Here is a 25,559-nt window from a genome sequence, read left to right on the forward strand (position 1 = left end):
CGCCAGACGCTGGTGCGGTCCCGCATTGCTGGCTATACTGCGCGCCCATCGCACCCGGCCAGAGGCCACTACCTTGGACAGTCATCCTAGACCGACGCTGCAGCTGTTGAGCTGACAGGACCGCCAAGGTCTGGGGACGTCCCAGACGGGTCCCGTCCGCTCAGGACGGGATCGTTCGCCAGTGCCGCACCGGCACTGGCGCAATTTCCGCAGTATGCATGCCCGATCCGCGAGGCCCCCGAGCGTAGCCACTGGCGTTCCCATAACCGGAGCCGCCCATGCGTCTGTTGTTGTCGTTGCTGTTCGCCTTGTGGGCGCTGCCGGTCGCCCGCGCGCATGCCGGGGCCAGTCTGTGGGTGGACGACGCGGCGATCACGCCCGCCGGCCATTGCCAATGGGAGTCGTGGTGGCGCGGCAGCGGCCATGCCGCCGAACTCGCCGCCGCCCCGGCCTGCGCCTGGGCATCGACCGAAGTCGGGCTGACCCTGCGGCATGGCCCGGGCAACGCCGCAACGACGTTGGCGCTCGGCGTCAAGCACGCGCTGCGCGATCCCGAGCAGGACGGCTGGGACGCAGCGCTGTCGCTGGAAGCCAGCGCGCAGGGGCGCTCGCCGCGTTATGCCGAGAACACGTTCAATCTGCCGCTGGGCTTTGCCCTGGATCGGCAGGGGCGCTCCCTGCTGCACGTCGACCTGGGCTGGTCGCAGCCGCGCAGCGGGCGTGACGCCCGGGCCTGGAGCGCGCCGCCGGCGGCGGCTGGATCTGGCTCGGCGACTGCTACCGCGAACGCGCCGCGCTGCTGGCCGAAGCCGGTGTGCGCTATGCGTTCAGCGGCGCGGCCGGCCCCGACCCGCTGGCCGGGCGCCGCAGTGCGGGTGCGGCGCAGGAGTGGTTGACGCCCGGCCTGAATGTCGTCCTGCCCGACTGAGCAGTCGCCTCCCGCTTCGTTCCACTTCTCCCACCACCCGCGGCGCAGCCAGTGTCGCGGTCCTGCCGGAAACTTCCCATGGCGCTATTCCCTCGTGACCGCAGCGTGGCCGGCAATGTCGCCGCACGCCCCGGCGTGCTGCCCAATCTCCACGACCTGGCGGTGTTCGCGTTGTTGCTGGCGCTGGGCGTGCTGCTGCTGCACGGTACCGCCGACATGCGCGCGCCGCTGCCGCCGCCGGGCGCCGCGGCGGTGTCGCTGGAGCTGCGCCAGTTGCCCGAGTACGGCCTGCGCACCACCTTGCGCATGTTCGCGGCGATGGCGGCCTCGCTGTTGTTCACCTTCGCGGTGGCGACACTGGCGGCCAAGAGCCGCCGCGCTGAGCGGTTGGTCGTGCCGGCGCTGGACATCCTGCAGTCGGTGCCGGTACTGGGCTTCCTCACCTTCACCGTGACCTTTTTCCTGGCGCTGTTCCCCGGACGCCAGATCGGCGCGGAACTGGCCTCGATCTTCGCCATCTTCACCAGCCAGGCCTGGAACATGGCCTATTCGTTCTACCAGTCGCTGCGCAGCGTGCCGCGCGACCTGGACGAGGTCGCGCGCGGTTTCGGCCTGTCGGCCTGGCAGCGCTTCTGGCGGCTGGAGGCGCCGTATGCGACCCCGGCGCTGATCTGGAACATGATGATGTCGATGTCCGGCAGCTGGTTCTTCGTCGTCGCCTCCGAGGCGATCACGGTCGGCGACCACACCCTGGAATTGCCCGGCATCGGCTCCTACCTGGCGCTGGCGATCGCGCAGCGCGACTTCGCCGCGGTCGGCTGGGCGGTGCTGGCGATGGGCGTGCTGATCGCGCTGTACGACCAGTTGCTGTTCCGTCCCATCGTCGCCTGGTCGGACAAGTTCCGCGCCGAACTCACCGCCTCGCAGGACAAGCCGCAGTCGTGGCTCTACGACCTGCTGCGGCGCACCCGCCTGGCCAAGCGCCTGGTCGCGCCGCTGGCCTGGGCCTGGCAGCGCGCGTTGCTGCTGCGCTGGGCGCCGCGGCGCCTTGCGCCGGCGCCGGCGACACGGGCGGATGCTGCGAACGCCTGGGGCGAGCGCGCGTGGAGCGCCACGCTGGCGACCGCCGCGCTGGCCGCGGCCTGGTTCGCGTACGACTACGGCCGCCGCCATTTGCATCTGCACGACCTGGCCGAGGCGTTCGGTGGCGGCCTGGCCACGCTGCTGCGGGTAGTCGTGCTGATCGCGCTGGCCAGCGTGGTGTGGGTGCCGGTCGGGGTCTGGATCGGGCTGCGGCCCGGGCTGGCGCAGCGGGTGCAGCCATTGGCGCAGTTCTTGGCCGCGTTCCCGGCCAACGTGCTGTTCCCGTTCGCGGTGCTGGCGATCGTCGCCACCGGCGCCAACCCCAATATCTGGCTGTCGCCGCTGATGGTGCTGGGCACCCAGTGGTACATCCTGTTCAACGTGATCGCCGGCGCCAGCGCGTTCCCCACCGACCTGCGCGAGGCGGCCACGGTCTACCGGCTGCGCTCGTGGATCTGGTGGCGGCGGGTGATCCTGCCGGGCATCTTCCCGTACTACATCACCGGCGCACTGACCGCCTCCGGCGGCTCCTGGAACGCCAGCATCGTCGCCGAACTGGCCACTTGGGGCGACACCCAGGTGCAGGCCTACGGGCTCGGCGCCTACATCGCCCGCGCCACCGCCGCCGGCGACGGCGCACGGGTGCTGCTCGGGGTGGCGGTGATGTCGCTGTTCGTGACCTTCTTCAACCGGGCGCTGTGGCGGCGCCTGTACGCCTTCGCCGAACGCCGCCTGCGCTTCGACTGACCACTGGAGACCCGACCATGACCTTTTCCGCAACCGCGCCCGAACGCGCGCCGCTGGTCCGCGTGCACGGCGTGCGCAAGAGCTACGACAAGGGCGGCGCGACGCCGCTGGTGGTGCTGGACGACGTCGACCTGATCCTGCATTCGGGCCAGATCGTCGGCCTGCTCGGACGCTCGGGCTCGGGCAAGTCCACGCTGCTGCGCGCCATCGCCGGGCTGCTGCAGCCCAGCGCCGGCAGCATCGTGTTCCGCGACGTCACGCCGACCCAGGCGATCGACGACATCGCGATGGTGTTCCAGAGCTTCGCGCTGTTCCCGTGGCTGACCGTGCTGCAGAACGTGGAGGTCGGCCTGGAGGCGCGCGGCGTGGCCGCCGACGAACGCCGCCGGCGTGCGCTGGCGGCGATCGACCTGATCGGCCTGGACGGGTACGAGGGTGCCTATCCGAAGGAGTTGTCCGGCGGCATGCGTCAGCGCGTGGGCCTGGCGCGTGCGCTGGTGGTGCGGCCGAAACTGCTGTTGATGGACGAGCCGTTCTCGGCGCTGGACGTGCTGACCGCCGAGACCCTGCGCACCGACCTGCTCGACCTGTGGTCGGAAGGGCGCATGCCGATCGAGTCGATCTTGATGGTCACCCACAACATCGAGGAAGCGGTGCTGATGTGCGACCGCATCGTGATCTTCGGCGCCAATCCCGGCCGGGTGATCGGCGAGATCCAGGTGAACCTGCCGCAGCCGCGCAACCGCCTGGCGCCGGCGTTCCGCGCCCTGGTCGACGACATCTACGCACGCATGACCGCCAGCCCGCAGCGGCCGCAAGCACGCGAGGGCGTGTTCCCCGGCAGCGGCATCGCGATGGTGTTGCCGCGGGTATCGAGCAACCTGTTGGCCGGCCTGCTGGAGGCGGTGGCCGCCGAGCCCTACCATGGCCGCGCCGACCTGCCGCCGCTGGCGGCCGGCCTGCAACTGGAAGTGGACGAACTGTTCCCGATCGCCGAGACCCTGCAGTTGCTGCGCTTGGCGGTGTTCGAGCAGGGCGACCTGCAACTGACCCCGGCCGGGCAGCGCTTCGCCGAACTCGGCACCGACGCGCGCAAGCGGATGTTCGCCCAGCACCTGGCCACCTACGTGCCGCTGGCCGCGCACATCCGCCGCGTGCTCGACGAACGCCCGACCCACCACGCGCCGGCGCGGCGCTTCCGCGACGAGCTGGAGGACCACATGTCCGAGGACTATGCGGCGGAAACCGTGCAGGCGGTGACCAGCTGGGCGCGCTACGCCGAATACTTCGCCTACGACAAGCAGGCGGACCTGTTCTCGCTGGAGAATCCGAGCTAACCCCCAAGCGAGTTCCCCCGGCTTTGCCGGGGTGGCAGTAGCCGTTTGCCGTTTTGAACCGCCCCGGCTTCCCTAGACACTTCTGAGCCGTTGGGAATGTCGCTGTTCGCACTCTACCGGTGCCAGGCCGGAAGCGGACGAATGACGTCGTCGGGAGTTGTAGAACATCTCGATGTAGTTGAAGACATCAGTGCGTGCATCGCTGCGGGTTGGGTAGATCTGGCGACGTATGCGTTCGCGCTTGAGCAACTGGAAGAAGCTCTCGGCGACGGCGTTGTCGTGGTGGTTTCCGCGGCGGCTCATGCTGGAGATCAGGTTGTGGTCGCGCAGCGAGTCCTGCCAGGCATGCCCGGTGAACGGACTGCCCTGATCCGAATGCACTGTCACGGGCCCACTGGGCTGGCGACGCCACAAGGCCATCAGCAGTGCATCGAGGACCAGACCCGTATCGATGCGGCTGCCCATGGACCAGCCCACCCCCTGGCGCGAGAACAGATCGACCACGACTGCGAGGTAGAGCCAGCCCTCATGAGTGCGGATGTAGGTGATGTCGGTGACCCAGGACTGATTGGGCTCAGCCACCGTGAACTGGCGTTGCAGGGGGTTGGGCGCCACGACAGCAGGCTTGCCTGCGCGTCTGCCGGGTCGACGACGGTAGCCGGTCTGCGACCGTAGCCCTTCCAGCTTGAGCAGACGCGCCACGCGGTGCTTGCCACAGCGTTCACCCAGATCACGCATGTCCAGCGTCAGCTTGCGGTACTTGCTCGTCATGGCACCTCCTATTGGGCCTCAGGTTTGAGGCTCGAGGATGTCTAGGGAAGCCGGGGCGATTCAGTCGCCCTACATCGTGGTCACCGGCAGGGGTGCGCTGAGCAGCGTCGCTTTTTTCTTTGGGACGTGTGCGTCCGTCGGGTTGACCCGTGAAATGCCAGATCACCAGAGCTGCCAGCAATAGCCCGAGGGCTGCGGCAAGGCGACGCGGGATAGGTCGTTGCAGGACAGAGGGGACGTGCATCGCGTGTTCCTTGTATGGCGTCGGCATGGTCTGCGTCAGCCGCTTCGTTCAATGGTCGGCCACAGGACTGAGCGTCTTGGCACAAACAAACCGGCATCGGCGCCACCCCTCTTGACGGTTGCCGGATACCGAGGTGCTGGCTTGGCCCTGCGAATCGCTTCCGGCTGCCCCCCAGTGAAGCCGCGAGGCATCGCCACATCGCCGCAGGCTCCTGCGAAAGCTTGCATCACGTGCAATTTAAGTGCATATTTAGTGCAAATTAAGTGCGAGGATCGAGCTATGAGCACCGTGATGCAGCAGCCCTTCGTTGAATGGTTCCGGGAACCCGACACCCAATACCTGTCTCCTGCAAGGGTCGGGGACTTCTTCGGATTTCGGGTGCAGGAACTGGCGGAGCGTGCGCATGTGCATCGCAATACCCCGACGACACGCCCGCAGGCGCCGCAACTGCAGAAGTATTTGCAGGAGATGATCCGGGTGCTGGCTGTCGCCACCGAGATGACTGGCGATGTCGAGCGGGCGGCCTTCCTGCTGCGTAACGAGCCGCTACGCGCGTTTGGCTATAAAACCGCCGACACGCTCGTTCAAGAAGGGAAGGCCGAGGCGGTGATCGCCTATCTCGAATCGTTGGCAGGCGGTGCCGCTGGATGATCGAGGCGACAATCGGAGAGGGCGACGATGAAGCCCATTACCGCGTGATCGTGCCTGCTTACGCAGGTATCCCGTTGTCGGGTATGGGTGCCGCCCGCCAAGGTGGTCGCTTCAACCGGCCTGGACAGGAAGCGTTTTACCTGTCCGTCGACGACGCCACGGCGCTGGCCGAATACAAGCAGGACAATCCGTGGCTCCCCCCGGGCACCATCTGCACGTTCTTCATCAGGCAACTGCGTGTGGCCGATTTCAGCGCCGGTTTCGATTCTGCGCGATGGCCGCCGTTATGGGCCGACTTTGCCGTGGATTGGCGCGCCGAATGGTTCGGTAAAGCGGTTGAGCCCCCGACCTGGTATATGGCCGATGATGTCGTCGCTGCCGGATTGGACGGTATTCTCTTTCCGTCGCAAGCGCGTCCTGGCGGAACCAACCTGGTGATCTATCGCAGTTCTGAGCGATCCCCATCGCAACTGCGCGTCTACGATCCAGACGGTGCATTGCACACGCTTGCTCCCCCTGCGAGACGCTGATTGCGCTTTCAGCTGCTCGCCTCCACGGTGATCGATCCCGAGGCAGCGCGGATGGTGGTCAGTCCAGAGCATCCAACGGCAGCGACTCGATGCCGCGGGCGCGATCGATCTTCTCGGCCACCTTGAAGGCGGCGTCCAGTTCGCTGATGCCGAACTCCTGCATCAGTTGGAAGCGTTCGGCTTTTTCCTCCGGCTCGGTCATTGTAGGGCGAGATATAGGCTCGGCGGTACGGCGCGGAACAGGATCTCCATGGACTTGGACAGGATCACGCCCTCAGTGAATTTGCCGGCCTTCTTGCGCGCCGACAGCATCAATGCCTTCTGCGAGGCATTGAGCTCGCGGAACCGGGCGATTTTTTCCACTTCATCCGGCGGCATGGACAGGCAGATCCACCACTCGATCATATTGAGCATGAGCTCCGCCGCCTTTCCGGCGGGGTGGCGTCGCGGCCACGCTCGCGCAACGCATCGCGTACGTCGCGGGTCAGGACCGCGCGGTGTTCCCTGACGCAGCGCTGTGCAGCGTCGAGAATGCACTGACGGATGAGGCTACGGTCAGCGCGGGTCATGCGTGCTTCTTCCTTGTCCTCGCCGCCGGTGATCATGAGACGCGCGGTGATCTCCAGTTCGCCCAACACGTCGCGCTGTTCGTCGCCTTCGGCGTCCTCCATGGCCGGCTGGTCCTCGTCCAGCGCGTCGGCATCGAGGGTCTGCAACTGGCTGGGCGTATTGACCAGGCGCCAGGCATCGGCGAAAGGAGCGAGACTCACGCCGGAACCCGGCGACAGCTTGACGCGATGCACGGTCGACCCGAGCCGCGCAGCGAAGTCGCCGAACAGTCCGAACGAGTTGCCGGCCTCCACGATGAACAGCCGCGGCCGGTAGATGGCGGTGACCTGATTGAGGATGTTATTGAGTGTGGCGCTCTTGCCCGAGCCGCTTGGCCCGAACAGGAACAGGTGCGCGTTCATCTGCCGGTCGAGGCGGTTCAACGGATCGAACGTCACCGTTCCGCCGCCGCGATTGAAGAAGGTGATGCCCGAATGGCCGGTGCCCTGACTTAGAACCTGTTCACGATCTTTTGAGTAGTAGTGTCAGGCATGCCAGGTGGATGAACTGCAAGCTGGTGTTGAGCTTGCGCTCGCAGTTCTTCCATAGCCTTCGGTTCTTTTCCAGCCACGCAAAGCTGCGTTCGACGCTCCAGCGCTTGGGCATGACCTTGAAGGTGTGCAGTTCGCTGCGTTTGGCGATCTGCACCGTGACTTGCTTGCCCAGGATCTCTCGTACGCCTTCGGCGAATGGTTCTGCGGTATAGCCGCTATCGCACAACAGGCTTTGCACGTGTCCCAGGTTCGGCTTGCAACGATCCAGGGATTGGAGCGCGCCTTTGCGGTCGGTCACTTCCGCCCTCGTCACCGCGACCGCATGCGGCAGGCCTTGGGTATCGACGGCGATGCGACGCTTGATCCCCGAGACCTTCTTGCCCGCGTCATAACCCTTCTGGCCGGCCGTGTCCGTGTTCTTCACGCTCTGTGCGTCCACGATCAAGAACGTGCTGCAAGCGTTGCGCCCCTGTCCCTGGCGGGCCGCGCCAACCTGATTTTTTGAGCGCCCGCTCCAGCAGGCTCACTCCTTCATCGTCTGGTTCGCTCCACTTGGCAAAGTAGCAGTGCACGGTGCGCCACTTCGGGAAGTCGCTGGGCAGCGCTGGCCACTGACAGCCGGTGCGCAGCAAGTACAGCACCGCGCACCACACGTCCTACAGATCCACGATCCGTGGCTTGGTACGCTTGCGCGCCTGCTCCAGAATGGGGCGGATCTGCTCGAACCGCTCCCGGCTCATGGCACTCGGATACGTCTTTGTGCGCATCCGCAGAGTTTGCACTACCCGGGAAAGATCGTGAACAGGTTCTTAGACTCTGATGCCTGTCCATCTCCGACTCTCCGATCGTGTGCTTGGCGGCTCACAACCGCTGTCTCCGCGATGGACTCCTGTAAACGGCAAACGGCTACTGCCACCCCGGCAAAGCCGGGGGAACTCCCTTGGGGGTGAGCTGCGGCGTGCGGAGCATGCGGTGGCGCGCCTGGCACCGGAGCGCGTCATGCGGCGCTGTGACGTGCGGCGGCCCGACAGCGCAGGTGACGCCGGGTCCGCACAGGCCAGTCCGCCCGCCGCAGCGCTTCCGCGGTGCGCGACCAAGACCCCGGCGCAGGCGCCGCCGTCAGCTGCGCCTGCCGCTGCACGCGCGGCGACCTGCACCGCGATCGCCAGGCCACGCATGGCCGCGTGCGCGGCAGACGCGACAGCCGTGGCGAATTGGGTTACAAAACGCATTGGTTTCCCGAGCAGCGCCATGAACGTCCCCACCGATCCGCAGATCCTGCAGTTCGCCACCGCGCTCAGCGATCAGTTGCGCACCACGCGCGAGCGCTTGGTCACCGCCGAGAGCTGCAGCGGCGGCTGGATTGCCAAGGCCATGACCGACATCGCCGGCTCCTCGGACTGGTTCGACTGCGGCATGGTCGCGTACAGCTACGAGGCCAAGCAGGCACTGCTGGGCGTGCGCCCGCAGACGCTGGAACACCATGGCGCGGTCAGCCGCGAGACGGTGATCGAGATGGTGTCCGGCGCGCTGGTCAATTCCGGCGCCAGCATCGCGGTGGCGGTGACCGGCATCGCCGGTCCCGGCGGCGGCTCCACCGACAAGCCGGTCGGCACCGTGTGGATCGGCTGGAAGCGGCGCGGCGGCTACGCCAGCGCGCAACTGTTCCACTTCGACGGCGACCGCGATGCGGTGCGCCGGCAGACGGTCGCCGCAGCGCTGCGCGGGCTTGGCGCGCTGCTGTGAGCGCGCCCGGACGGTAGATGGCCACGGCGATGTGGGAGGCGCTGAGCACGGTCCGCGACCTGGGGCGATTGCAGGAAATCGCCTCGGTTCTCATCCGCTACGGTTTCGGCGACGTGGTCCGCCGCATCGGCATGGCCGACGTGCTGGAGCGCGCCGGGCGCCTGCTGCACTGGCACAACGCCGAGGAGATGCTGCGCATGTCGGCGCCACAGCGGGTGCGGCGCGCGCTGCAGGATCTCGGCCCGACCTTCGTCAAGCTCGGCCAGGTCCTGGCCACGCGCGTGGACCTGCTGCCGCCGGACTGGATCGACGAATTGAGCGAACTGCAGAACGCCGCGCCGGCGCTGGCCTACGCGCAGATCCTGCCGCAGCTGATCGAGGCGCTGGGCGAGACGCCGGCGGCGGTGTTCGCCCAGGTCGAGGAAACCCCGCTGGCCGCCGCGTCGCTGGCGCAGACCCACCGCGCCTGGCTGCCTGACGGCACCCCGGTGGTGATGAAGGTCCGCCGTCCGGGCATCGGCGACGTGATCGAGGCCGACTTGCGGCTGCTCGCGCGGCTGGCGGACATCGTCGAGGCGCGCGCCGCCGACTTCAAGCGCTACCACCCGGCGGAAGTGGTGCACCAGTTCACCCTGTCGCTGCGGCGCGAGTTGGACTTCGCCGGCGAATGCCGCAATGCCGAGCGCATCGCCGCCAACTTCCAGGGCCACGACGAGATCGTGATCCCGCGCGTGCATTGGCAGTGGACCTGCGAGACCCTCAACGTGCAGGACTTCGTCGCCGGTATCGGCGGACGTGATCTGGCAGGGGTCGAGGCGGCCGGCCTGGACCGGCGCCGCCTGGCCCGGGTCGGCGCCGACATCGTGCTGAAGATGGTGCTCGAGGACGGCTGCTTCCACGCCGATCCGCACCCCGGCAACATCTTCTACCTGCCGGGCGAGCGCATCGCGGTGATCGATTTCGGCATGGTCGGGCGCATCTCCGAGCAGCGCCGCTATCAGGTCGTGCAATTGCTGCACGGGCTGGTCGCACAGGAAGCCGAGGCGGTCGCCGACGTGCTGCTGGAATGGAACGACGGCGCCGTCGAGATCGACGAGGCGCGGCTGCAGCTGGAGATCGCCGGCTTCGTCGACCAGTACCGCGGCGTGCCGCTGAAGGAGCTGCGGATCGGCGCGATGCTGGGCGACGTCACCGCGATCCTGCGCCAGCACGCGCTGGCGCTGCCCGCCGACCTGGCACTGATGATCAAGACCTTCCTGACCCTGGACGGGGTGGGGCGCCAGCTCGACCCCGACTTCGACATGGCTGGCGCCGCGGCGCCGTACCTGGAGCGGGTGATGCTGCAGCGCTTCGCCCCGCGCGTGATGGCCAAGCGCGGCCGCCGCACCGTGCTCGGCGCGCTGGAGCTGCTTGGCGACTTGCCGCGCGATACCCGCCGGCTGCTGCAGGCGGCACGCCGCGGGCGGCTGCAGCTAAACGTCCAGACCACCTCGCTGAAGGGCTTCGGCGACCAGGTCAACCGTGCCGCCAACCGGCTGACCATGGGCATCGTCACCGCGGCGCTGATCATTGGGTCCTCGATCGTGATGAACAGCGTCGGCGGCGTCTCCAGCCGATGGTTGTTGGCGATCGGCGTGGGCGGCTTCATCGGCGCGGCGCTGTCGGGCGTGTGGATCCTGATCTCGATCTGGCGCAGCGGGCGCTGAGCGGAGCGCTGCGCCGCCGAGGGAAAGCCGGGCGGCGGGCTGGGCGAGAGTTGCTCATTTCCGTTTTTAGTAGTATTACTACTAACCATGGAGCTGACCGAAACCCAGCAAGCGATCCTCGACCTGATCGCCCAGCGTATCGAGCACGACGGCGCGCCGCCTTCGCAGACCGAGATCGCCCGTGCCTTCGGCTTCAAGGGCGTGCGCGCTGCGCAATATCACCTGGAAGCCCTGGAGCAGGCTGGCGCGATCCGCCGCGTGCCAGGCCAGGCGCGCGGGATCCGGCTGGTGAGCGGCGCGGCCGCACCGGCGCCGGCGCCACAAGTGGAAAGCGCCGACATCCTGCGGCTGCCGGTGCTGGGGCGGGTCGCCGCCGGCCTGCCGATCGGCGCCGAGATCGGCTCGGACGACTTCGTGGTGCTGGACCGGGTGTTCTTCTCGCCGGCACCGGACTACCTGCTCAAGGTGCAGGGCGACTCGATGCGCGACGAGGGCATCTTCGACGGCGACCTGATCGGCGTGCACCGCACCCGCGACGCCCGTTCCGGGCAGATCGTGGTGGCGCGGATCGACGAGGAGATCACGGTCAAGCTGCTGAAGATCGGCAAGGACCGCATCCGCCTGCTGCCGCGCAACCCCGACTACGCGCCGATCGAGGTCCTGCCCGACCAGGACTTCGCCATCGAAGGCCTGTATTGCGGGCTACTGCGGCCCAGTCGTTGAACGCCTTGCGCGAGCAAGGGATGCACCACACCGCCAGCCGGATTTTTCCGACCTGGCACACCGCCATTCGCCGCTGCCGTACATGGGCTCGGACGGATTATTTTTTCTTCGCCGCACACCGTCTCAGCCCGTGCGATACCTGGCCGCTAAATTGAACCTACCCCGAAAATCACCCTCACCTCCGAAGGACACCAAAATGGACGAGAACAAGAAGCGCGCGCTCGCCGCTGCCCTGAGCCAGATCGAGAAGCAGTTCGGCAAGGGCTCGGTGATGCGAATGGGCGATCGCATCATCGAAGCCGTCGAGGTGATTCCGACCGGTTCGCTGATGCTGGACATCGCGTTGGGCATCGGCGGCCTGCCGAAGGGCCGTGTGGTCGAGATCTACGGCCCGGAATCCTCGGGCAAGACCACGCTGACCCTGCAGGCGATCGCCGAGTGCCAGAAGAAAGGTGGCACCGCGGCGTTCATCGATGCCGAGCACGCGCTGGACCCGGTCTACGCGGCCAAGCTTGGCGTCAACGTCGACGAACTGCTGCTGTCGCAGCCGGATACCGGCGAGCAGGCGCTGGAAATCGCCGACATGCTGGTGCGTTCGGGTTCGGTCGACATCGTGGTCGTCGACTCGGTCGCCGCGCTGACCCCGAAGGCCGAAATCGAAGGCGAGATGGGCGACCAGCTGCCGGGCCTGCAGGCGCGCCTGATGAGCCAGGCGCTGCGCAAGCTGACCGGCAACATCAAGCGCTCCAACACGCTGGTGGTGTTCATCAACCAGCTGCGCATGAAGATCGGCGTGATGATGCCGGGCCAGAGCCCGGAAGTGACCACCGGCGGCAACGCATTGAAGTTCTACGCCTCGGTGCGCCTGGACATCCGCCGCATCGGCGCGATCAAGAAGGGCGACGAGATCATCGGCAACCAGACCAAGATCAAGGTGGTCAAGAACAAGCTGGCGCCGCCGTTCAAGCAGGTCATCACCGAGATCCTGTACGGCGAGGGCATCAGCCGCGAAGGCGAACTGATCGACATGGGCGTGGAAGCCAAGCTGGTGGAGAAGGCAGGTGCTTGGTACAGCTACGGCAGCGAGCGCATCGGCCAGGGCAAGGACAATTCGCGCCAGTACCTGCGCGACAACCCGCAAGTGGCGGCGAAGCTGGAAAGCGAGCTGCGCGAGAAGTTCCAGCCCACGGAAATCGCGCCGAGCGCGGCCGAGGACGCCGACGCCGACGCCGAGGCGTGAGGGTTTCTGCCGGGGGAGCGGTGGAGTCAGTGCCGCTCGTCTTCCTCGGCAGTCTTGAGCAAGCCAGGAGGGCGGGTGCCAGGGACGGCACATTGACCGTGGTGTTGAAACTGCATGCGCGACGACGAACAAGCACAAGCACAAGCACAGGCGCAGCGCCGGCGCCACCGGCAGCCTGAACAGACTCCGCTGCAGCGGGCCTTGGGCCTGCTGGTGCGCCGCGAGCATTCGCGCAAGGAGTTGACCCGCAAGCTACAGCTGCGCGGCGTGGAGCCGGATGCCGCCGCCGCCGCGGTGGAGCGCCTGGCGGGGGAGGGCTGGCAGGACGATGGCCGCTTCGCCGAACTGCTGGTGCGCAGCCGTGCCAATACCGGCTACGGACCGGTGCACATTCGCGCCGAACTGGGCACCCACGGCCTGGACAGCGAAGCCATCGCCACCGCGATGGCCGCATTCGAAGGCGATTGGAGCGAAAACGCCCGCGACCTGGTGCAGCGGCGCTTCGGCACGGCCGGCCCGGTGGACCTGCAACAACTGCGTAAAGCCGCCGATCTGCTGGCGCGGCGCGGGTTCGACAGTGACAGCATCCGCGCGGCCACGCGCTACGAGCCGGAGGACTGAGCGGGCCGGGCCTGCTAACCTTGGCGGATTGTCTTGTCCGGTTTCCGCATGCCCTTATCTTGAGGGCATACGCTCGTGAATCCGTCCGCTCGTCTATAGCCAGCCAATGAACGCATCCGCCAAATTCTCCACCTCCCAGATCCGCAGCGACTTCCTCGAGTTCTTCAACCGGAAGGGCCACACCATCGTTCCGTCCGCGCCGCTGGTGCCGGGCAACGATCCGACGCTGCTGTTCACCAATTCCGGCATGGTGCAGTTCAAGGACGTGTTCCTCGGCGCCGAGAAGCGCAGCTACGCGCGCGCGGCCGATGTGCAGCGCTGCCTGCGCGCCGGCGGCAAGCACAACGACCTGGATTCGGTCGGCTATACCGCACGCCATCACACCTTCTTCGAAATGCTGGGGAACTGGTCGTTCGGCGATTACTTCAAGAAAGAGGCGATCGGCTGGGCCTGGGAACTGTTGACCCAGGTCTGGAAGCTGCCGGCGGAACGCCTGCTGGTCACCGTCTACCACACCGACGAGCAGGCCTACGCGCTGTGGCGCGACATGATCGGGGTGCCGCCGGAGCGGATCGTGCGCATCGGCGACAACAAGGGCGCGCCGTACGCCTCGGACAATTTCTGGCAGATGGCCGATACCGGCCCGTGCGGCCCGTGCACCGAGATCTTCTACGACCACGGCGCGCACATCATCGGCGGCCCCCCGGGTTCGCTGGACGAGGACGGTGACCGCTTCATCGAGATATGGAACCTGGTGTTCATGCAGTTCGACCGCAAGCCCGACGGCACCCTGGTGCCGTTGCCGGCGCCGTGCGTGGATACCGGCATGGGCCTGGAGCGGCTGGCCGCGATCCTGCAGCACGTGCACAGCAACTACGAGATCGACCTGTTCCAGGCGCTGATCCGCCACGCGTCCGTACTGACCGGCATGGCCGACCTGGAGAACAAGTCGCTGCGCGTGATCGCCGACCATATCCGCGCCTGTTCGTTCCTGATCGTCGATGGCGTATTGCCGTCCAACGAGGGCCGCGGCTACGTGCTGCGCCGGATCATCCGCCGCGCCCTGCGCCATGGCTGGATGCTCGGGGTGCGGCAGCCGTTCTTCCACAAGATGGCGGCCACGCTGTCCGCGCTGATGGGCGAGGCCTATCCGGAACTGCCGGCAGCACTGTCCACCGTACAGCGGGTGCTGCAGGCGGAGGAGGAGCGCTTTGCCGAGACCCTCGACGCCGGCATGAAGATCTTCGACGAGATCGCCGCCCGCGCCAGCGGCAGCATCCCCGGCACGGACGCGTTCCGCCTGTACGACACCTATGGATTCCCGGTTGACCTCACCGCGGACATCGCGCGCGAACGCGGCATGGACGTGGAGATGGCCGGCTTCGAGCGTGCGATGGCGCGCCAGCGCGAGACCGCGCGCGCGGCCGGCAAGTTCGGTGGCGGCACCACACTGCCCGCCGCCCTGGTGGCGCAGCTGGTTCCCACCGTGTTCCTTGGCTACGACGCCCTGCAGGCCGATGCGCTGCAGGTGGTGGCGCTGTTGCAGGACGGACGCCCGGTCGAGTCGGTCGAGGCCGGCGATGCGGCGATCGTGCTGCTCGATCGCACCCCGTTCTATGCCGAATCCGGCGGCCAGGTCGGCGATCTGGGCCAGCTGAGCGCGGCCGGTGTGCTATTCGAGGTTGATGGGACGCAGAAGTTCGCCGGCCAGTTCCACGGCCATGTCGGCCGCCTGCGCGATGGCCGCCTGCAGATCGGCGCCATCCTGTCGGCCCAGGTCGACAGTGCTCGCCGCGGCGCCACCATTCTCAACCATTCCGCCACGCACCTGCTGCATGCCGCGTTGCGCGAAGTGCTCGGTACCCATGTGCAGCAGAAGGGTTCGCTAGTCGCGCCGGACCGGCTGCGCTTCGACTTCTCGCACTTCCAGCCGATGAGCACCGAAGAGCTGGCGGTGATCGAACGCAAGGTCAACGCGCAGGTGCGCGCCAACCATGCGGTCGAAGTGCACCACATGGGCATGCAGGAAGCGCTGGATTTCGGTGCGATGGCGTTGTTCGGCGAGAAGTACGGCGAACGCGTGCGCGTGCTGCAGATGGGCAACTACTCCACCGAGCTGTGCGGCGGTACCCATGTCGCGCGTACCGGCGACATCGGTCTGTTCAAGATCACCGGCGAGGGCGGCGTATCTGCCGGCGTGCGCCGCATCGAGGCGGTGACCGGGCAGGGCGCCCTGGACCATGTGGCGGCGGAAGAGGCCAGGCTGCGCGAGGCCGCCGAGCTGGTCGGCGGCAGTGTCGGCGACATGCTCGACAAGATTCGCCAGTTGGGCGACAGACACAAGCGTCTGGAGCGCGAACTGGAGGCGCTGAAGGCCAAGCTGGCCTCCGGCGCCACCGCCGATCTGGCCGCCGCGGCGGTCGACGTGGAGGGCGTGAAGGTGCTCGCAGTGCGCCTGGAGGGCTTCGATGCCAAGGCCTTGCGCGAGGCGATGGACCGCCTGAAGCAACAGCTGGGCGACAGCGTGATCGTGTTGGCCGGGGCCAGCGAGGGCAAGGTGGCCCTGGTCGCGGGGGTGAACGGCAGTCCAATGGGACAGGTCAAGGCCGGGGAACTGTTGGGCCATATCGCCAGTCGGATTTCGGGCAAGGGCGGCGGCCGCCCGGACCTCGCCCAGGGTGGTGGAGAGGACGGGCCCGCTCTTGCCCTTGCGCTTGAGGGCGTATCTGCCTGGGTCAAGCAACATCTCCCCTGAACACGAAGTCGCGCCGCCTTGCTGCCAGGGTGCAGCTTCCCTTAACATCGACCCTCTTTTCCCTTTCGTTATAGGGCGCCCATTGTCGGGACGCCTACCGATGGGAATCATCGGTTCTCTGGAGAATTCTGAAAATGTTGATCCTGACTCGCCGGGTAGGCGAAACCTTGATGATCGGCGATTTGGTCACCGTGACGGTGCTTGGGGTCAAGGGCAATCAAGTGCGTATCGGCATCACCGCCCCGAAGGATGTCGCGGTCCACCGCGAAGAGATCTATCAGCGCATCCAGCGCGGCGACGAGCCCACTTCGCACGGCGCCGGCGGTCATGGAGATCAATCTTCCGATTGATGCATCGAAAGGGTTTACCTGAGGCCCCACTAACCGGTATCCTTCGCGCCCGGTCGCGGAGTATCCGCAACGCATAAATCCGGAGTGATGCCCGAGTGGCTGAAGGGGCTCCCCTGCTAAGGGAGTATAGGGTCAAAAGCTCTATCGAGGGTTCGAATCCCTCTCACTCCGCCAGATGTTAGGAAACGCCCGCAAATCAATGGTTTGTGGGCGTTTTTGTTTTTCCTGACCTTGGACCCTCGCTTGGACACTTCCATGCGAGTTGCGCACTACCTCACGCGCGGCGAAACCGGCCGCTTTTATGTTCGCTTGCGCGTGCCGGCCGATTTGCAGGCGAGGTTGGGACGCAAGGTCATCAAGCGCTCCACGGGCACGACGTGCGACCGCACGGCGCTGACGTGTGCCCTGTCCTGGTCTAAACCAACCTGAGAGTTCCCCCGGCTCTGCCGGGGAGGCAGTAGAAGTTTGACGTATCCGGGAGTCCATCCCGGAGACTCCGCAACGTGAGCGGCCAAGCACACGAGACGGAGAAACCGAGATGGATGAGTTTGAGAGCTTAAGTCACAGTGGACCGGCCAGATTTCCGTAGACACTCAGTCGCCGCTCTGCGCGTAGCGCCTTTCAAACTCTACCGGTGACACGCCGCCAGCGGAACCATGCCGGCGGATCGGGTTGTAGAACATCTCGATATAGTCGAACACGTCCGATGCCGCCATGGCGCGTGTCGGGTAGATCCGACGCTTGATACGTTCCTTCTTCAAGACGCTGAAGAAGCTCTCGGCCACGGCGTTGTCATGGCAGTTCCCGCGTCGGCTCATGCTCGGCACCATCCGGTGCGCCTTCAGGAACGACTGCCAATCGCTGCTGGTGGACTGCCAGCCCTGGTCGGAGTGCACCATCACGCCAGGACCGGGCTTGCGCCGCCACGCCGCTGCCACCAGTGCCTGCAGCACCAGATCGCTGGTCATTGTCGAAGCGGTTGCCCAACCCACGATCTGGCGCCAATACAGCTCCATTACCGCTGCCAAGAACAGCCAGCCCTCGTAGGTGCGGATATAGGTGATGTCCGTGACCCAGACCTTGTTCGGGGCCTGCGGAATGAAGTCCCGGTTGAGCACATTCGCCACCACGCCGACCGGACCTCCCCGCTAACGCGGCTTGCTGCCGTAGCCAACCTGCGCTCGCAAGCCTTCGGCCTTCATCAAGCGCCGCACCCGGTGACGGCTGCAACGCTCGCCGGCCTCACGCAGATCCAGGGTGAGCTTGCGATAGCCGTACACCGCGCCGCTGGCCAGCCAGTGGTGCTTGATCAGGCCCAGCAAGCGCTGGTCCTCGCGTTCGCGGACGCTGGTGCCGTTGCGCAGCCAGGCCTAGTAACCACTGCGATGCACGCCCAGCACCCGGCACATCGTCGCCAGACGAAACTCCCGGACGTGCGCACGCATGAACGCGTACTTCGCCCTTACCCCTTGGCAAAGTACGCGGCGGCTTTTTCTAGGATGTCGCGCTCCTCGGTTACCCGCCTCAGTTCGGCCTTGAGCCGGCGAATCTCCGCTGAGTCGGTCGACGCCGCTGCAGCGCCGGCTGCCGGCGCCATCTTCCTGGCGGCCTGCACCCACCCGTATAGCGTGTGCTTGGGAATCCCGATTCGGGAGGCCACATCCACCACCGTGAAGCCGCGTTCGATCACCTGCTTCACCGCCTCGGCCCGGAACTCATCCGTGTACTGCTTGCTGTTGCCCATAAACACCTCGGTCATTGCCATCAATTATGGCGTCCGGATGTCTACGAAAGGCTGGCCGGTCCATACATCAAGGGGAAGAGCGCGATCATGATCGCGCGGCAGTTTGGAGGACGGGAGCGGAACTTCACAGGAGAGAACTTTTGGGCGCGAGGGTACTTTGTATCGACGGTAGGCTTGGACGAAGCGATGGTTCGGACGTACATCCGGAATCAAGAGCAGCAGGACGAGCGCTACGACCAGATGAAGTTGGGCGTGTAGCCAGCCGCCTTCAGGCGGCTCACGCTGTCATGGCGCCTTTGAGGCGCTCACCCAATAAGCCCCCGGCTTTTAACTTAGAACCTGTTCACGATCTTTTGAGTAGTAGTGTCAGGCATGCCAGGTGGATGAACTGCAAGCTGGTGTTGAGCTTGCGCTCGCAGTTCTTCCATAGCCTTCGGTTCTTTTCCAGCCACGCAAAGCTGCGTTCGACGCTCCAGCGCTTGGGCATGACCTTGAAGGTGTGCAGTTCGCTGCGTTCGGCGATCTGCACCGTGACTTGCTTGCCCAGGATCTCTCGTACGCCTTCGGCGAATGGTTCTGCGGTATAGCCGCTATCGCACAACAGGCTTTGCACGTGTCCCAGGTTCGGCTTGCAACGATCCAGGGATTGGAGCGCGCCTTTGCGGTCGGTCACTTCCGCCCTCGTCACCGCGACCGCATGCGGCAGGCCTTGGGTATCGACGGCGATGCGACGCTTGATCCCCGAGACCTTCTTGCCCGCGTCATAACCCTTCTGGCCGGCCGTGTCCGTGTTCTTCACGCTCTGTGCGTCCACGATCAAGAACGTGCTGCAAGCGTTGCGCCCCTGTCCCTGGCGGGCCGCGCCAACCTGATTTCTTGAGCGCCCGCTCCAGCAGGCTCACTCCTTCATCGTCTGGTTCGCTCCACTTGGCAAAGTAGCAGTGCACGGTGCGCCACTTCGGGAAGTCGCTGGGCAGCGCTGGCCACTGACAGCCGGTGCGCAGCAGGTACAGCACCGCGCACCACACGTCCTACAGATCCACGGTCCGTGGCTTGGTACGCTTGCGCGCCTGCTCCAGAATGGGGCGGATCTGCTCGAACCGCTCCCGGCTCATGTCACTCGGATACGTCTTTGTTCGCGTCCGCAGAGTTTGCACTACCCGGGAAAGATCGTGAACAGGTTCTTAAACCAAATAGCCTCCGCGAAAGTCGGGGCGGTTCAGTCCACGGCATCTTCCCGGCCAACTGCGCCAGCCGATGGCGCAGCTCGATCTGGTTCTACAGCCGCGAGCGGAACAGGTCTTCGGCTGGACGGTCTGCGGCGGCTGGGCGGCGTAGGCGCATGCTCGTAGATTGCAAGAAAACTGCACTCAGCCTAGCGAAAACCGGCGATCCGGCACGCCTTCGAAGCGCCGAAAGCCTTGTCCTGCCGCCTCTGTGAGGTTCTTCAGGGCCGACTACTTCGCCTTGCCCTGGTTGGCCACGGCCTCGGCGGCCTTCTTCGCCGTTTCCGGATCGCCGAGATAGCGATAGGACTGCACCTTCAATTCATCGTCCAGCTGGAACAGCAACGGAATGCCGGTCGGGATGTTGAGTTCCAGAATCGCTTCGCGCGAGACGCCGTTCAAATACTTGTACAGCGCGCGCAGCGAGTTGCCGTGTGCGGTGACCAGCACGGTCTGCCCGGCCTTCAGCTGCGGCGCGATCGCATCGTGCCAGTACGGCAGCACGCGCTCGAGCGTGGTCGCCAGCGACTCGGTGGCCGGCAGTGCGTTGCGGTCCAGGCCAGCGTAGCGGCGGTCGTGCAGCGGATGGCCCGGATCGTCCGCGTCCATCGGTGGCGGTGGGATGTCGTAGGAACGGCGCCAGATCTTGACCTGCTCCTCGCCGTGCTTGGCCGCGGTCTCGGCCTTGTCCAGGCCCTGCAGCCCGCCGTAGTGGCGCTCGTTGAGGCGCCAGCTCTTGTGCACCGGCAACCAGTCCTGGTCCAGTTCCTTCAGCGCGCCCTGCAAGGTGTGGATGGCGCGCTTGAGCACTGAGGTGTGCGCCACGTCGAACTGCAGCCCCTCCTCGCGCAGCAAGCGGCCGGCGGCAACGGCTTCCTGGCGGCCTTGCTCGGTGAGGTCCACGTCCACCCAGCCGGTGAAGCGGTTATCCAGGTTCCACTGGCTCTGGCCATGGCGCAACAGTACGAGTCTGCGGGTCACTGCGACGGTCTCCGTTGGGGGAATGCGTGGGTCGAATGCGTGGGTCGTGCGGTTCTGGATTGTAACGGGATCGCCGTCCGGGAATGCCGTGGCGCCGCCGATCCACTAGCGCATTTTGATCCAGATCCTTGGATGTCACTTGTAGGAGTCAACTGTCATGCAGAAGCGATCGCAGGAGGGCAGTAAGGAGCCTGATCGCGTGCGATGGCCTTGAGCCAGCGCAGGTATTTGTGCATGCAGCGACGATGGCGACCTTGGCGGGCTTGCCTGCGGCGGTGAGGCGGGCGTAGGTGTGGGACAGCGGGGAGCCGGCGCGGATCCAGGCCCAGATGGCCATGGACAACACCTGGCGCACGTCGGCGCGCCCGCCCTGGATGCGGCGTTGGCCGCGCCAGCGGCCGCTGGCGCGATTGAACGGCGCCAGCCCGACCAGGGCTGGCGATCTTGCGCGGATGCACGGTGCCCAGCTCAGGAAGCCGAGCCGCCAGGGTGGCGCGCAGCCCGGGCAGTTTGGGCAGGCGAGAACACGCCGCCCCCGCCTGTGGGATCTGTCGGGACACGTCACGGAGACGATGTTGCACCAGCGCGATCCCCTCGAACCACTGGCCGCGCACGGCCTGGCAGGTGACCTGCGCCAGGCAGCGGCACTGCGCATCGCGCTGGGCGAGCAGGGTGCGGCCGCAGGTGAAGCCGTTCGCGCCGCGCCTGCAACGGCGCAGGGAGCACGGCGGTGGGCGGGGCGTGGATGCACTGGGCCGCCACGGCCAGCAAGCGCGCATCCAGGGCATCGGTCTTGGCCTTCAGGCCCAACGCGCGCGCCAGCGCCCGGGGGAGCTGGGCAGGCAGCGGCATCACCGGCAGACTGGCCTGCGCCAGCGCCTGCAGCACGGCCTGTTCGTCGCCACCGCTGGCTTCCAGCACGATCCGCTCGCATCCCATCGGGGCCAGGCGTTCGGCCAGCAAGGCATGCTTCTCGGACGCCCTAGCCTGGGTCCAGGCCAGGGCGTCCGGCAAGACATGCGTGACGCGTTCGGCCTTGGCGACATCGATCCCGACAAAAGGTGCATGGATGTGGATGTTCTCCGCAGTAGACTCATGGGCCAGAGATCTCCTGCCGATGCCCATGCTTGTCGGTTCGAGCTCGCAGCTCAGGCAACGGTTCGGGTTTGTAGGGCAGGAGAAACGCAGTGCGGCGGCCCTGACTCCTACTCATGCTCGTAAGAACCTGTTCACGATCTTTCCCGGGTAGTGCAAACTCTGCGGACGCGCACAAAGACGTATCCGAGTGCCATGAGCCGGGAGCGGTTCGAGCAGATCCGCCCCATTCTGGAGCAGGCGCGCAAGCGTACCAAGCCACGGACCGTGGATCTGTAGGACGTGTGGTGCGCGGTGCTGTACCTGCTGCGCACCGGCTGTCAGTGGCCAGCGCTGCCCAGCGACTTCCCGAAGTGGCGCACCGTGCACTGCTACTTTGCCAAGTGGAGCGAACCAGACGATGAAGGAGTGAGCCTGCTGGAGCGGGCGCTCAAAAAATCAGGTTGGCGCGGCCCGCCAGGGACAGGGGCGCAACGCTTGCAGCACGTTCTTGATCGTGGACGCACAGAGCGTGAAGAACACGGACACGGCCGGCCAGAAGGGTTATGACGCGGGCAAGAAGGTCTCGGGGATCAAGCGTCGCATCGCCGTCGATACCCAAGGCCTGCCGCATGCGGTCGCGGTGACGAGGGCGGAAGTGACCGACCGCAAAGGCGCGCTCCAATCCCTGGATCGTTGCAAGCCGAACCTGGGACACGTGCAAAGCCTGTTGTGCGATAGCGGCTATACCGCAGAACCATTCGCCGAAGGCGTACGAGAGATCCTGGGCAAGCAAGTCACGGTGCAGATCGCCGAACGCAGCGAACTGCACACCTTCAAGGTCATGCCCAAGCGCTGGATCGTCGAACGCAGCTTTGCGTGGCTGGAAAAGAACCGAAGGCTATGGAAGAACTGCGAGCGCAAGCTCAACACCAGCTTGCAGTTCATCCACCTGGCATGCCTGACACTACTACTCAAAAGATCGTGAACAGGTTCTTAGGCACGGCGACTCAGCGGCCTGCCGCACTCCGCTCTCACCTCAACGATAGACCCATATAAGACACAAGCGACGTCAGTCGCGACTGACGTCGCTCCCCCCCCCCACGTCGCTAACTGCAAATCCCCAAGCCGACATTCTCCAGCAATAGCAGCCACGCCTGCCTGCACGCCACAGCCACGACCGCCGCGCGATCATCGGCGCATGGACACTGCTTTGCACAAGGTCTTCGGCGACTGGGACGGCAGCATCGTGCAGGCGCGCGCGCTGCAGGCCACGCTGGCGCGACAGGTGCGGCTGCAGGATGAGCTGGCCGACCTGCCGCGCTGGCTGGCCGGGTTCGACGTCGGTTTCGAGGACGAAGGCCGCATCACCCGCGCCGCAGCGGTGCTGATCGACACCGAAACCCTGCTGCCGCAGCAGGCCGAAATCGCCCGGGTGCCGACCTCGATGGCCTACGTGCCGGGCCTGCTGAGCTTTCGCGAACTGCCAGCGCTGCTGGCCGCGCTGGCGCTGCTGCGGCAGCGTCCGGACCTGGTGTTCGTCGACGGCCAGGGCATCGCGCATCCGCGCCGGTTCGGCATCGCCGCGCATTTCGGCGTGGTCAGCGGCCTGCCCGGCATCGGCGTGGCGAAGAAGCTGCTGGCCGGGCGCTACGACGAACCCGGGCCGCAGGCCGGCGACCGCAGCCCCATCGTGCACCGCGGTGAGACCGTCGGCTGGGCGCTGCGCAGCAAGCCGCGCTGCAATCCGCTGATCGTCTCGCCCGGGCACCGCGTCGCGGTGGACAGTGCGCTGGACTGGACCCTGCGCTACCTGCGCGGTTACCGGCTGCCGGAGCCGACCCGCCTGGCCGACCGGCTGGCCTCGCGCCGCGGCGAGGTCGCGGTGCAGGCCGCCGGCGCCGGGCAGCTGTTCTGAATGTGGCGGCCGTCTATCGAGACGGCGGACGCTACCGGCGGCCCGCATCGCGTGCGACGACAGCGCAACGCATCGACCATGAGCATGGCGACGCGGCGGGCCGCCGGCCGCGCGGCAATCGCGCATGGCCGGAGGCAGGCGTCAGCGGCGGCTACTGGTTGCCGATGGAGATATGGCCATCGGCGGCGATCTTGATATACATGCCGTGTTGGCTTGGGCGCGCAAAGAACTGGCGGTTGACGCTGGCCAGGCTGGTTCCGTCGGCACAGTTGGCCGAGGCCGTGCCGGTCACGGTGTAATGCTTGTTGGCGTGCAGCGTCGGGCCTGCAACGACACTGCCGTTGCCAACCGGATAGCATTCGTTGGCCTTTCCTCCCAACACCTTCAACGCCTTGGCGCTCGACAGGGTATTGACGATCACGGTGGTGACATTCGTGTCGGCGGGTTGCACCTGTGCCTGCAGCGCGCCAAACGGCGCCAGCGACGCTAGCGCCGCCACGATCGGCAGCACGGTCTTGACGGTGTTGCTGGATTTCGACGAACGGATCATCAGGATGTTCTCGCTTCTTGGGGGGACGGATGCAGCAAGCGCGCTGCAACGCTGCGGCCGGGCTGGTCCCGGCGGCAGCGCTCGATTATTCCCGTTCGCCGCCGATAATTTCACCAAAAGTTACAAATTTGCAGACAAGAAACGTGCGCCCTCCTGCACAATGCGATTTCGCCTGTCCGGCATGCCGGCCACGCATGCCGTTTGCGGCGCGGCGCCATCGCAGCCTTGTGCGGCATCGCTCCACGCGATGCAGGAAACGCCAGGGCCCGGGACAGTCCGTGTTGCCGCCACGCTCCCACCACGGCCACCGCGCATGCGAAGCTCGTGCCCCTTGTTCCCAGCTCCGCGAGGCCGCGCATGCCCACCCTGATCGTTCCCCGCGTCCACGACATCGGCGGCTTCGAAGTGCGCCGCGCGGTGCCCAGCGTGCAGGCGCGCAGCGTCGGCCCGTTCGTGTTCGTCGACCACATGGGTCCGGCGGTCTTCGAACCCGGCCGCGGCATGGACGTGCGCCCGCACCCGCACATCGGCCTGGCCACGGTGACCTTCCTGTGGTCGGGCGAGATCGGCCACCGCGATACGCTGGGTTCGGACCAGGTGATCCATGCCGGCGACGTCAACTGGATGACCGCCGGGCGCGGCATCGCCCACTCCGAGCGCACGCCGGCGCCGCAGCGCAGCCGGTCGCATCCGCTGCACGGCATGCAGACCTGGGTTGCGCTGCCGAAATCGGCCGAAGAGACCGTGCCGGCGTTCTACAATCACGCCGTCGCCAGCCTGCCGCAGCAACGCCGCGATGGCGTATGGCTGCGGGTGATCGCCGGCCGCGCCTACGGCGAGGAGTCGCCGGTGCGGGTATTCGCCGACACGCTGAACGTGGCGCTGGACCTGGACGCGGACGCGGAGCTCGACCTGGACAGCGGCCATGCGCAGCGCTCGCTGTATGTGCTGGAAGGCCAGGCGCAGCTGGACGGCGTGGACATCCCCGCGCGCCACTTGGTGCTTCCCGAGCGCGGCGCGCGCGGCCGGCTGCGCGCCAAGACCCCGCTGAAGACGATGCTGATGGGCGGCGAGCCGCTGGACGGGCCGCGCCACCTGTGGTGGAACTTCGTCGCCAGCTCCCCCGAGCGCATCGAGCAGGCCAAGCAGGACTGGCGCGCGGGCCGCTTCGGCCTGATTCCGGGCGACGACCAGGAATTCATCCCGCTGCCCGAGCCGGGCCGTTAGGTCTGCCGGCGCAGCGCGGCGGCCCGGCCGGTCCCGGCGCCGGCGCCGGCGCCGGCCCTGCGGCGCGCGCCTGCGCACCGATGCCGCCGCGCGCGGACCTGGATGCCCATTCCAATTGTCAAGCGCCGCCGCCTGGGCTATGGTTGGGGCTGCGGCGGGGGCGACTGCAGCCGCACGGGACGCGCATTGCGCAAAAGCATGCACTGCACGGGGGCCGCAACGGACTCGGGTGCCGTGCCGTTCGACCTGCGCCAGCGCACGCTGAGGATCGATGCCGCCGCTTTGCGGCGAACGCATGGGGACA

At 66.5% G+C, this 25,559-nt stretch carries 19 protein-coding genes, 1 tRNA gene and 7 pseudogenes; 18 read left to right on the forward strand and 9 right to left on the reverse strand.

All coding sequences use genetic code 11. From position 1 onward, the window contains the following. Positions 1-278: 278 nt before the first annotated feature. The 3 genes from G4Q83_RS04305 (at position 279) to G4Q83_RS04315 (ending at position 4,095) form a co-directional block, all read left to right on the forward strand. Positions 279-896 carry a hypothetical protein gene (locus G4Q83_RS04305; protein WP_128420568.1) on the forward strand — a complete coding sequence of 206 codons (618 nt, stop codon included), beginning with the start codon at positions 279-281 and terminating at the stop codon, positions 894-896. Between the two features lie 110 nt (positions 897-1,006). Further along, positions 1,007-2,758, forward strand: a complete 1,752-nt coding sequence (locus G4Q83_RS04310) for an ABC transporter permease (protein WP_128420567.1) — start codon at positions 1,007-1,009, stop codon at positions 2,756-2,758. Between the two features lie 17 nt (positions 2,759-2,775). Continuing rightward, positions 2,776-4,095, forward strand: coding sequence for an ABC transporter ATP-binding protein (locus G4Q83_RS04315; protein ID WP_128420566.1), 1,320 nt, complete (start codon positions 2,776-2,778; stop codon positions 4,093-4,095). A gap of 72 nt (positions 4,096-4,167) precedes the next feature. Here G4Q83_RS04315 and G4Q83_RS04320 read toward each other — a convergent pair. After that, positions 4,168-4,854, reverse strand: a pseudogene (locus tag G4Q83_RS04320) (IS3 family transposase); the annotation flags it as partial. Positions 4,855-5,389: 535 nt separating this feature from the next. On the opposite strand from G4Q83_RS04320, the gene G4Q83_RS04325 reads away from it, so the two are divergent. Continuing rightward, on the forward strand, positions 5,390-5,761 hold the full coding sequence (locus tag G4Q83_RS04325; protein ID WP_128421932.1) for an MbcA/ParS/Xre antitoxin family protein: 372 nt from the start codon (positions 5,390-5,392) through the stop codon (positions 5,759-5,761). Then, on the forward strand, positions 5,758-6,291 hold the full coding sequence (locus tag G4Q83_RS04330) for an RES family NAD+ phosphorylase (RefSeq protein ID WP_128421933.1): 534 nt from the start codon (positions 5,758-5,760) through the stop codon (positions 6,289-6,291). The genes G4Q83_RS04325 and G4Q83_RS04330 overlap by 4 nt, the downstream gene beginning before the upstream one ends. Before the next feature lie 58 nt (positions 6,292-6,349). Here the strand turns inward: G4Q83_RS04330 and G4Q83_RS04335 are convergent. Together G4Q83_RS04335 and G4Q83_RS04340 are read right to left on the reverse strand one after the other, a co-directional pair. Beyond that, positions 6,350-7,352, reverse strand: a pseudogene (locus tag G4Q83_RS04335) (conjugative transfer ATPase); the annotation flags it as partial. A 10-nt stretch (positions 7,353-7,362) separates the two neighbouring features. Further along, positions 7,363-8,161 (reverse strand): annotated as a pseudogene (locus G4Q83_RS04340) (IS5 family transposase). Positions 8,162-8,645: 484 nt separating this feature from the next. Here G4Q83_RS04340 and G4Q83_RS04345 point away from each other — a divergent pair. The 9 genes from G4Q83_RS04345 (at position 8,646) to G4Q83_RS04385 (ending at position 16,964) form a co-directional block, all read left to right on the forward strand. Beyond that, on the forward strand, positions 8,646-9,140 hold the full coding sequence (locus tag G4Q83_RS04345; RefSeq protein ID WP_128421655.1) for a CinA family protein: 495 nt from the start codon (positions 8,646-8,648) through the stop codon (positions 9,138-9,140). Between the two features lie 29 nt (positions 9,141-9,169). Further along, positions 9,170-10,846: an ABC1 kinase family protein gene (locus G4Q83_RS04350; protein ID WP_128421657.1), complete on the forward strand. Its 1,677-nt coding sequence runs from the start codon at positions 9,170-9,172 to the stop codon at positions 10,844-10,846. A gap of 87 nt (positions 10,847-10,933) precedes the next feature. Next, positions 10,934-11,569, forward strand: a complete 636-nt coding sequence (gene lexA / locus G4Q83_RS04355; RefSeq protein WP_128421654.1) for a transcriptional repressor LexA — start codon at positions 10,934-10,936, stop codon at positions 11,567-11,569. Between the two features lie 196 nt (positions 11,570-11,765). Next, on the forward strand, positions 11,766-12,809 hold the full coding sequence (gene recA / locus G4Q83_RS04360) for a recombinase RecA (protein ID WP_128421653.1): 1,044 nt from the start codon (positions 11,766-11,768) through the stop codon (positions 12,807-12,809). Between the two features lie 114 nt (positions 12,810-12,923). Further along, entirely contained in the window at positions 12,924-13,430 is a 507-nt protein-coding gene (gene recX, locus G4Q83_RS04365; protein WP_128421652.1) for a recombination regulator RecX, read from the forward strand. A 106-nt stretch (positions 13,431-13,536) separates the two neighbouring features. Then, positions 13,537-16,185, forward strand: coding sequence for an alanine--tRNA ligase (alaS, locus tag G4Q83_RS04370; RefSeq protein ID WP_128421651.1), 2,649 nt, complete (start codon positions 13,537-13,539; stop codon positions 16,183-16,185). Positions 16,186-16,319: 134 nt separating this feature from the next. Continuing rightward, complete coding sequence (csrA, locus tag G4Q83_RS04375; RefSeq protein WP_128421650.1) at positions 16,320-16,535, forward strand: carbon storage regulator CsrA; 216 nt, start codon at positions 16,320-16,322, stop codon at positions 16,533-16,535. An 81-nt stretch (positions 16,536-16,616) separates the two neighbouring features. Further along, positions 16,617-16,709: transfer RNA gene (locus G4Q83_RS04380), tRNA-Ser, on the forward strand. Between the two features lie 69 nt (positions 16,710-16,778). Further along, the gene (locus G4Q83_RS04385; protein ID WP_246432278.1) at positions 16,779-16,964 is read left to right on the forward strand and encodes a DUF6538 domain-containing protein; all 186 of its coding nucleotides are present in this window, start codon (positions 16,779-16,781) and stop codon (positions 16,962-16,964) included. Between the two features lie 164 nt (positions 16,965-17,128). On the opposite strand, the pseudogene G4Q83_RS04390 reads toward G4Q83_RS04385, so the two are convergent. Continuing rightward, positions 17,129-18,279, reverse strand: a pseudogene (locus G4Q83_RS04390) (IS3 family transposase). 63 nt (positions 18,280-18,342) lie between these two features. On the opposite strand from G4Q83_RS04390, the pseudogene G4Q83_RS04395 reads away from it, so the two are divergent. Beyond that, positions 18,343-18,537: pseudogene (locus G4Q83_RS04395) on the forward strand (transposase); the annotation flags it as partial. A gap of 85 nt (positions 18,538-18,622) precedes the next feature. Here G4Q83_RS04395 and G4Q83_RS04400 read toward each other — a convergent pair. From G4Q83_RS04400 to G4Q83_RS04415, 4 genes and pseudogenes are all read right to left on the reverse strand, one after another. Next, a pseudogene (locus G4Q83_RS04400) lies at positions 18,623-19,394 on the reverse strand (IS5 family transposase). A gap of 342 nt (positions 19,395-19,736) precedes the next feature. Continuing rightward, positions 19,737-20,486 carry a 2,3-diphosphoglycerate-dependent phosphoglycerate mutase gene (gene gpmA, locus G4Q83_RS04405; RefSeq protein WP_128421939.1) on the reverse strand — a complete coding sequence of 250 codons (750 nt, stop codon included), beginning with the start codon at positions 20,484-20,486 and terminating at the stop codon, positions 19,737-19,739. A 148-nt stretch (positions 20,487-20,634) separates the two neighbouring features. Continuing rightward, positions 20,635-21,141, reverse strand: a complete 507-nt coding sequence (locus G4Q83_RS04410) for a transposase (RefSeq protein WP_128421940.1) — start codon at positions 21,139-21,141, stop codon at positions 20,635-20,637. Beyond that, entirely contained in the window at positions 21,048-21,611 is a 564-nt protein-coding gene (locus G4Q83_RS04415; RefSeq protein WP_128421941.1) for an IS110 family transposase, read from the reverse strand. The genes G4Q83_RS04410 and G4Q83_RS04415 overlap by 94 nt, the downstream gene beginning before the upstream one ends. 165 nt (positions 21,612-21,776) lie before the next feature. On the opposite strand from G4Q83_RS04415, the pseudogene G4Q83_RS04420 reads away from it, so the two are divergent. Beyond that, a pseudogene (locus G4Q83_RS04420) lies at positions 21,777-22,548 on the forward strand (IS5 family transposase). Between the two features lie 213 nt (positions 22,549-22,761). Next, positions 22,762-23,478 carry a deoxyribonuclease V gene (gene nfi, locus G4Q83_RS04425; protein WP_128419762.1) on the forward strand — a complete coding sequence of 239 codons (717 nt, stop codon included), beginning with the start codon at positions 22,762-22,764 and terminating at the stop codon, positions 23,476-23,478. A gap of 151 nt (positions 23,479-23,629) precedes the next feature. Here nfi and G4Q83_RS04430 read toward each other — a convergent pair whose 3' ends face one another. Then, the gene (locus G4Q83_RS04430) at positions 23,630-24,028 is read right to left on the reverse strand and encodes a hypothetical protein (protein WP_128419761.1); all 399 of its coding nucleotides are present in this window, start codon (positions 24,026-24,028) and stop codon (positions 23,630-23,632) included. A gap of 357 nt (positions 24,029-24,385) precedes the next feature. Here G4Q83_RS04430 and G4Q83_RS04435 point away from each other — a divergent pair, with 357 nt between their 5' ends. Further along, positions 24,386-25,255 carry a pirin family protein gene (locus G4Q83_RS04435; RefSeq protein ID WP_128419760.1) on the forward strand — a complete coding sequence of 290 codons (870 nt, stop codon included), beginning with the start codon at positions 24,386-24,388 and terminating at the stop codon, positions 25,253-25,255. The last annotated feature ends 304 nt before the right edge of the window (positions 25,256-25,559 follow it).

This window comes from Xanthomonas theicola, assembly GCF_014236795.1.
Taxonomy (GTDB): domain Bacteria; phylum Pseudomonadota; class Gammaproteobacteria; order Xanthomonadales; family Xanthomonadaceae; genus Xanthomonas_A; species Xanthomonas_A theicola.

What these genes read in the sequence shown, in the direction of transcription:
- G4Q83_RS04305 (WP_128420568.1), top strand. Translation starts at nt 279, where the DNA reads ATGCGTCTGTTGTTGTCGTTGCTGTTCGCCTTGTGGGCGCTGCCGGTC.
- G4Q83_RS04310 (WP_128420567.1), top strand. Translation starts at nt 1,007, where the DNA reads ATGGCGCTATTCCCTCGTGACCGCAGCGTGGCCGGCAATGTCGCCGCA.
- G4Q83_RS04315 (WP_128420566.1), top strand. Translation starts at nt 2,776, where the DNA reads ATGACCTTTTCCGCAACCGCGCCCGAACGCGCGCCGCTGGTCCGCGTG.
- G4Q83_RS04325 (WP_128421932.1), top strand. Translation starts at nt 5,390, where the DNA reads ATGAGCACCGTGATGCAGCAGCCCTTCGTTGAATGGTTCCGGGAACCC.
- G4Q83_RS04330 (WP_128421933.1), top strand. Translation starts at nt 5,758, where the DNA reads ATGATCGAGGCGACAATCGGAGAGGGCGACGATGAAGCCCATTACCGC.
- G4Q83_RS04345 (WP_128421655.1), top strand. Translation starts at nt 8,646, where the DNA reads ATGAACGTCCCCACCGATCCGCAGATCCTGCAGTTCGCCACCGCGCTC.
- G4Q83_RS04350 (WP_128421657.1), top strand. Translation starts at nt 9,170, where the DNA reads ATGTGGGAGGCGCTGAGCACGGTCCGCGACCTGGGGCGATTGCAGGAA.
- lexA (WP_128421654.1), top strand. Translation starts at nt 10,934, where the DNA reads ATGGAGCTGACCGAAACCCAGCAAGCGATCCTCGACCTGATCGCCCAG.
- recA (WP_128421653.1), top strand. Translation starts at nt 11,766, where the DNA reads ATGGACGAGAACAAGAAGCGCGCGCTCGCCGCTGCCCTGAGCCAGATC.
- recX (WP_128421652.1), top strand. Translation starts at nt 12,924, where the DNA reads ATGCGCGACGACGAACAAGCACAAGCACAAGCACAGGCGCAGCGCCGG.
- alaS (WP_128421651.1), top strand. Translation starts at nt 13,537, where the DNA reads ATGAACGCATCCGCCAAATTCTCCACCTCCCAGATCCGCAGCGACTTC.
- csrA (WP_128421650.1), top strand. Translation starts at nt 16,320, where the DNA reads ATGTTGATCCTGACTCGCCGGGTAGGCGAAACCTTGATGATCGGCGAT.
- G4Q83_RS04410 (WP_128421940.1), bottom strand. Translation starts at nt 21,141, where the DNA reads ATGCGCAGTGCCGCTGCCTGGCGCAGGTCACCTGCCAGGCCGTGCGCG.
- G4Q83_RS04415 (WP_128421941.1), bottom strand. Translation starts at nt 21,611, where the DNA reads ATGGGCATCGGCAGGAGATCTCTGGCCCATGAGTCTACTGCGGAGAAC.
- nfi (WP_128419762.1), top strand. Translation starts at nt 22,762, where the DNA reads ATGGACACTGCTTTGCACAAGGTCTTCGGCGACTGGGACGGCAGCATC.
- G4Q83_RS04430 (WP_128419761.1), bottom strand. Translation starts at nt 24,028, where the DNA reads ATGATCCGTTCGTCGAAATCCAGCAACACCGTCAAGACCGTGCTGCCG.
- G4Q83_RS04435 (WP_128419760.1), top strand. Translation starts at nt 24,386, where the DNA reads ATGCCCACCCTGATCGTTCCCCGCGTCCACGACATCGGCGGCTTCGAA.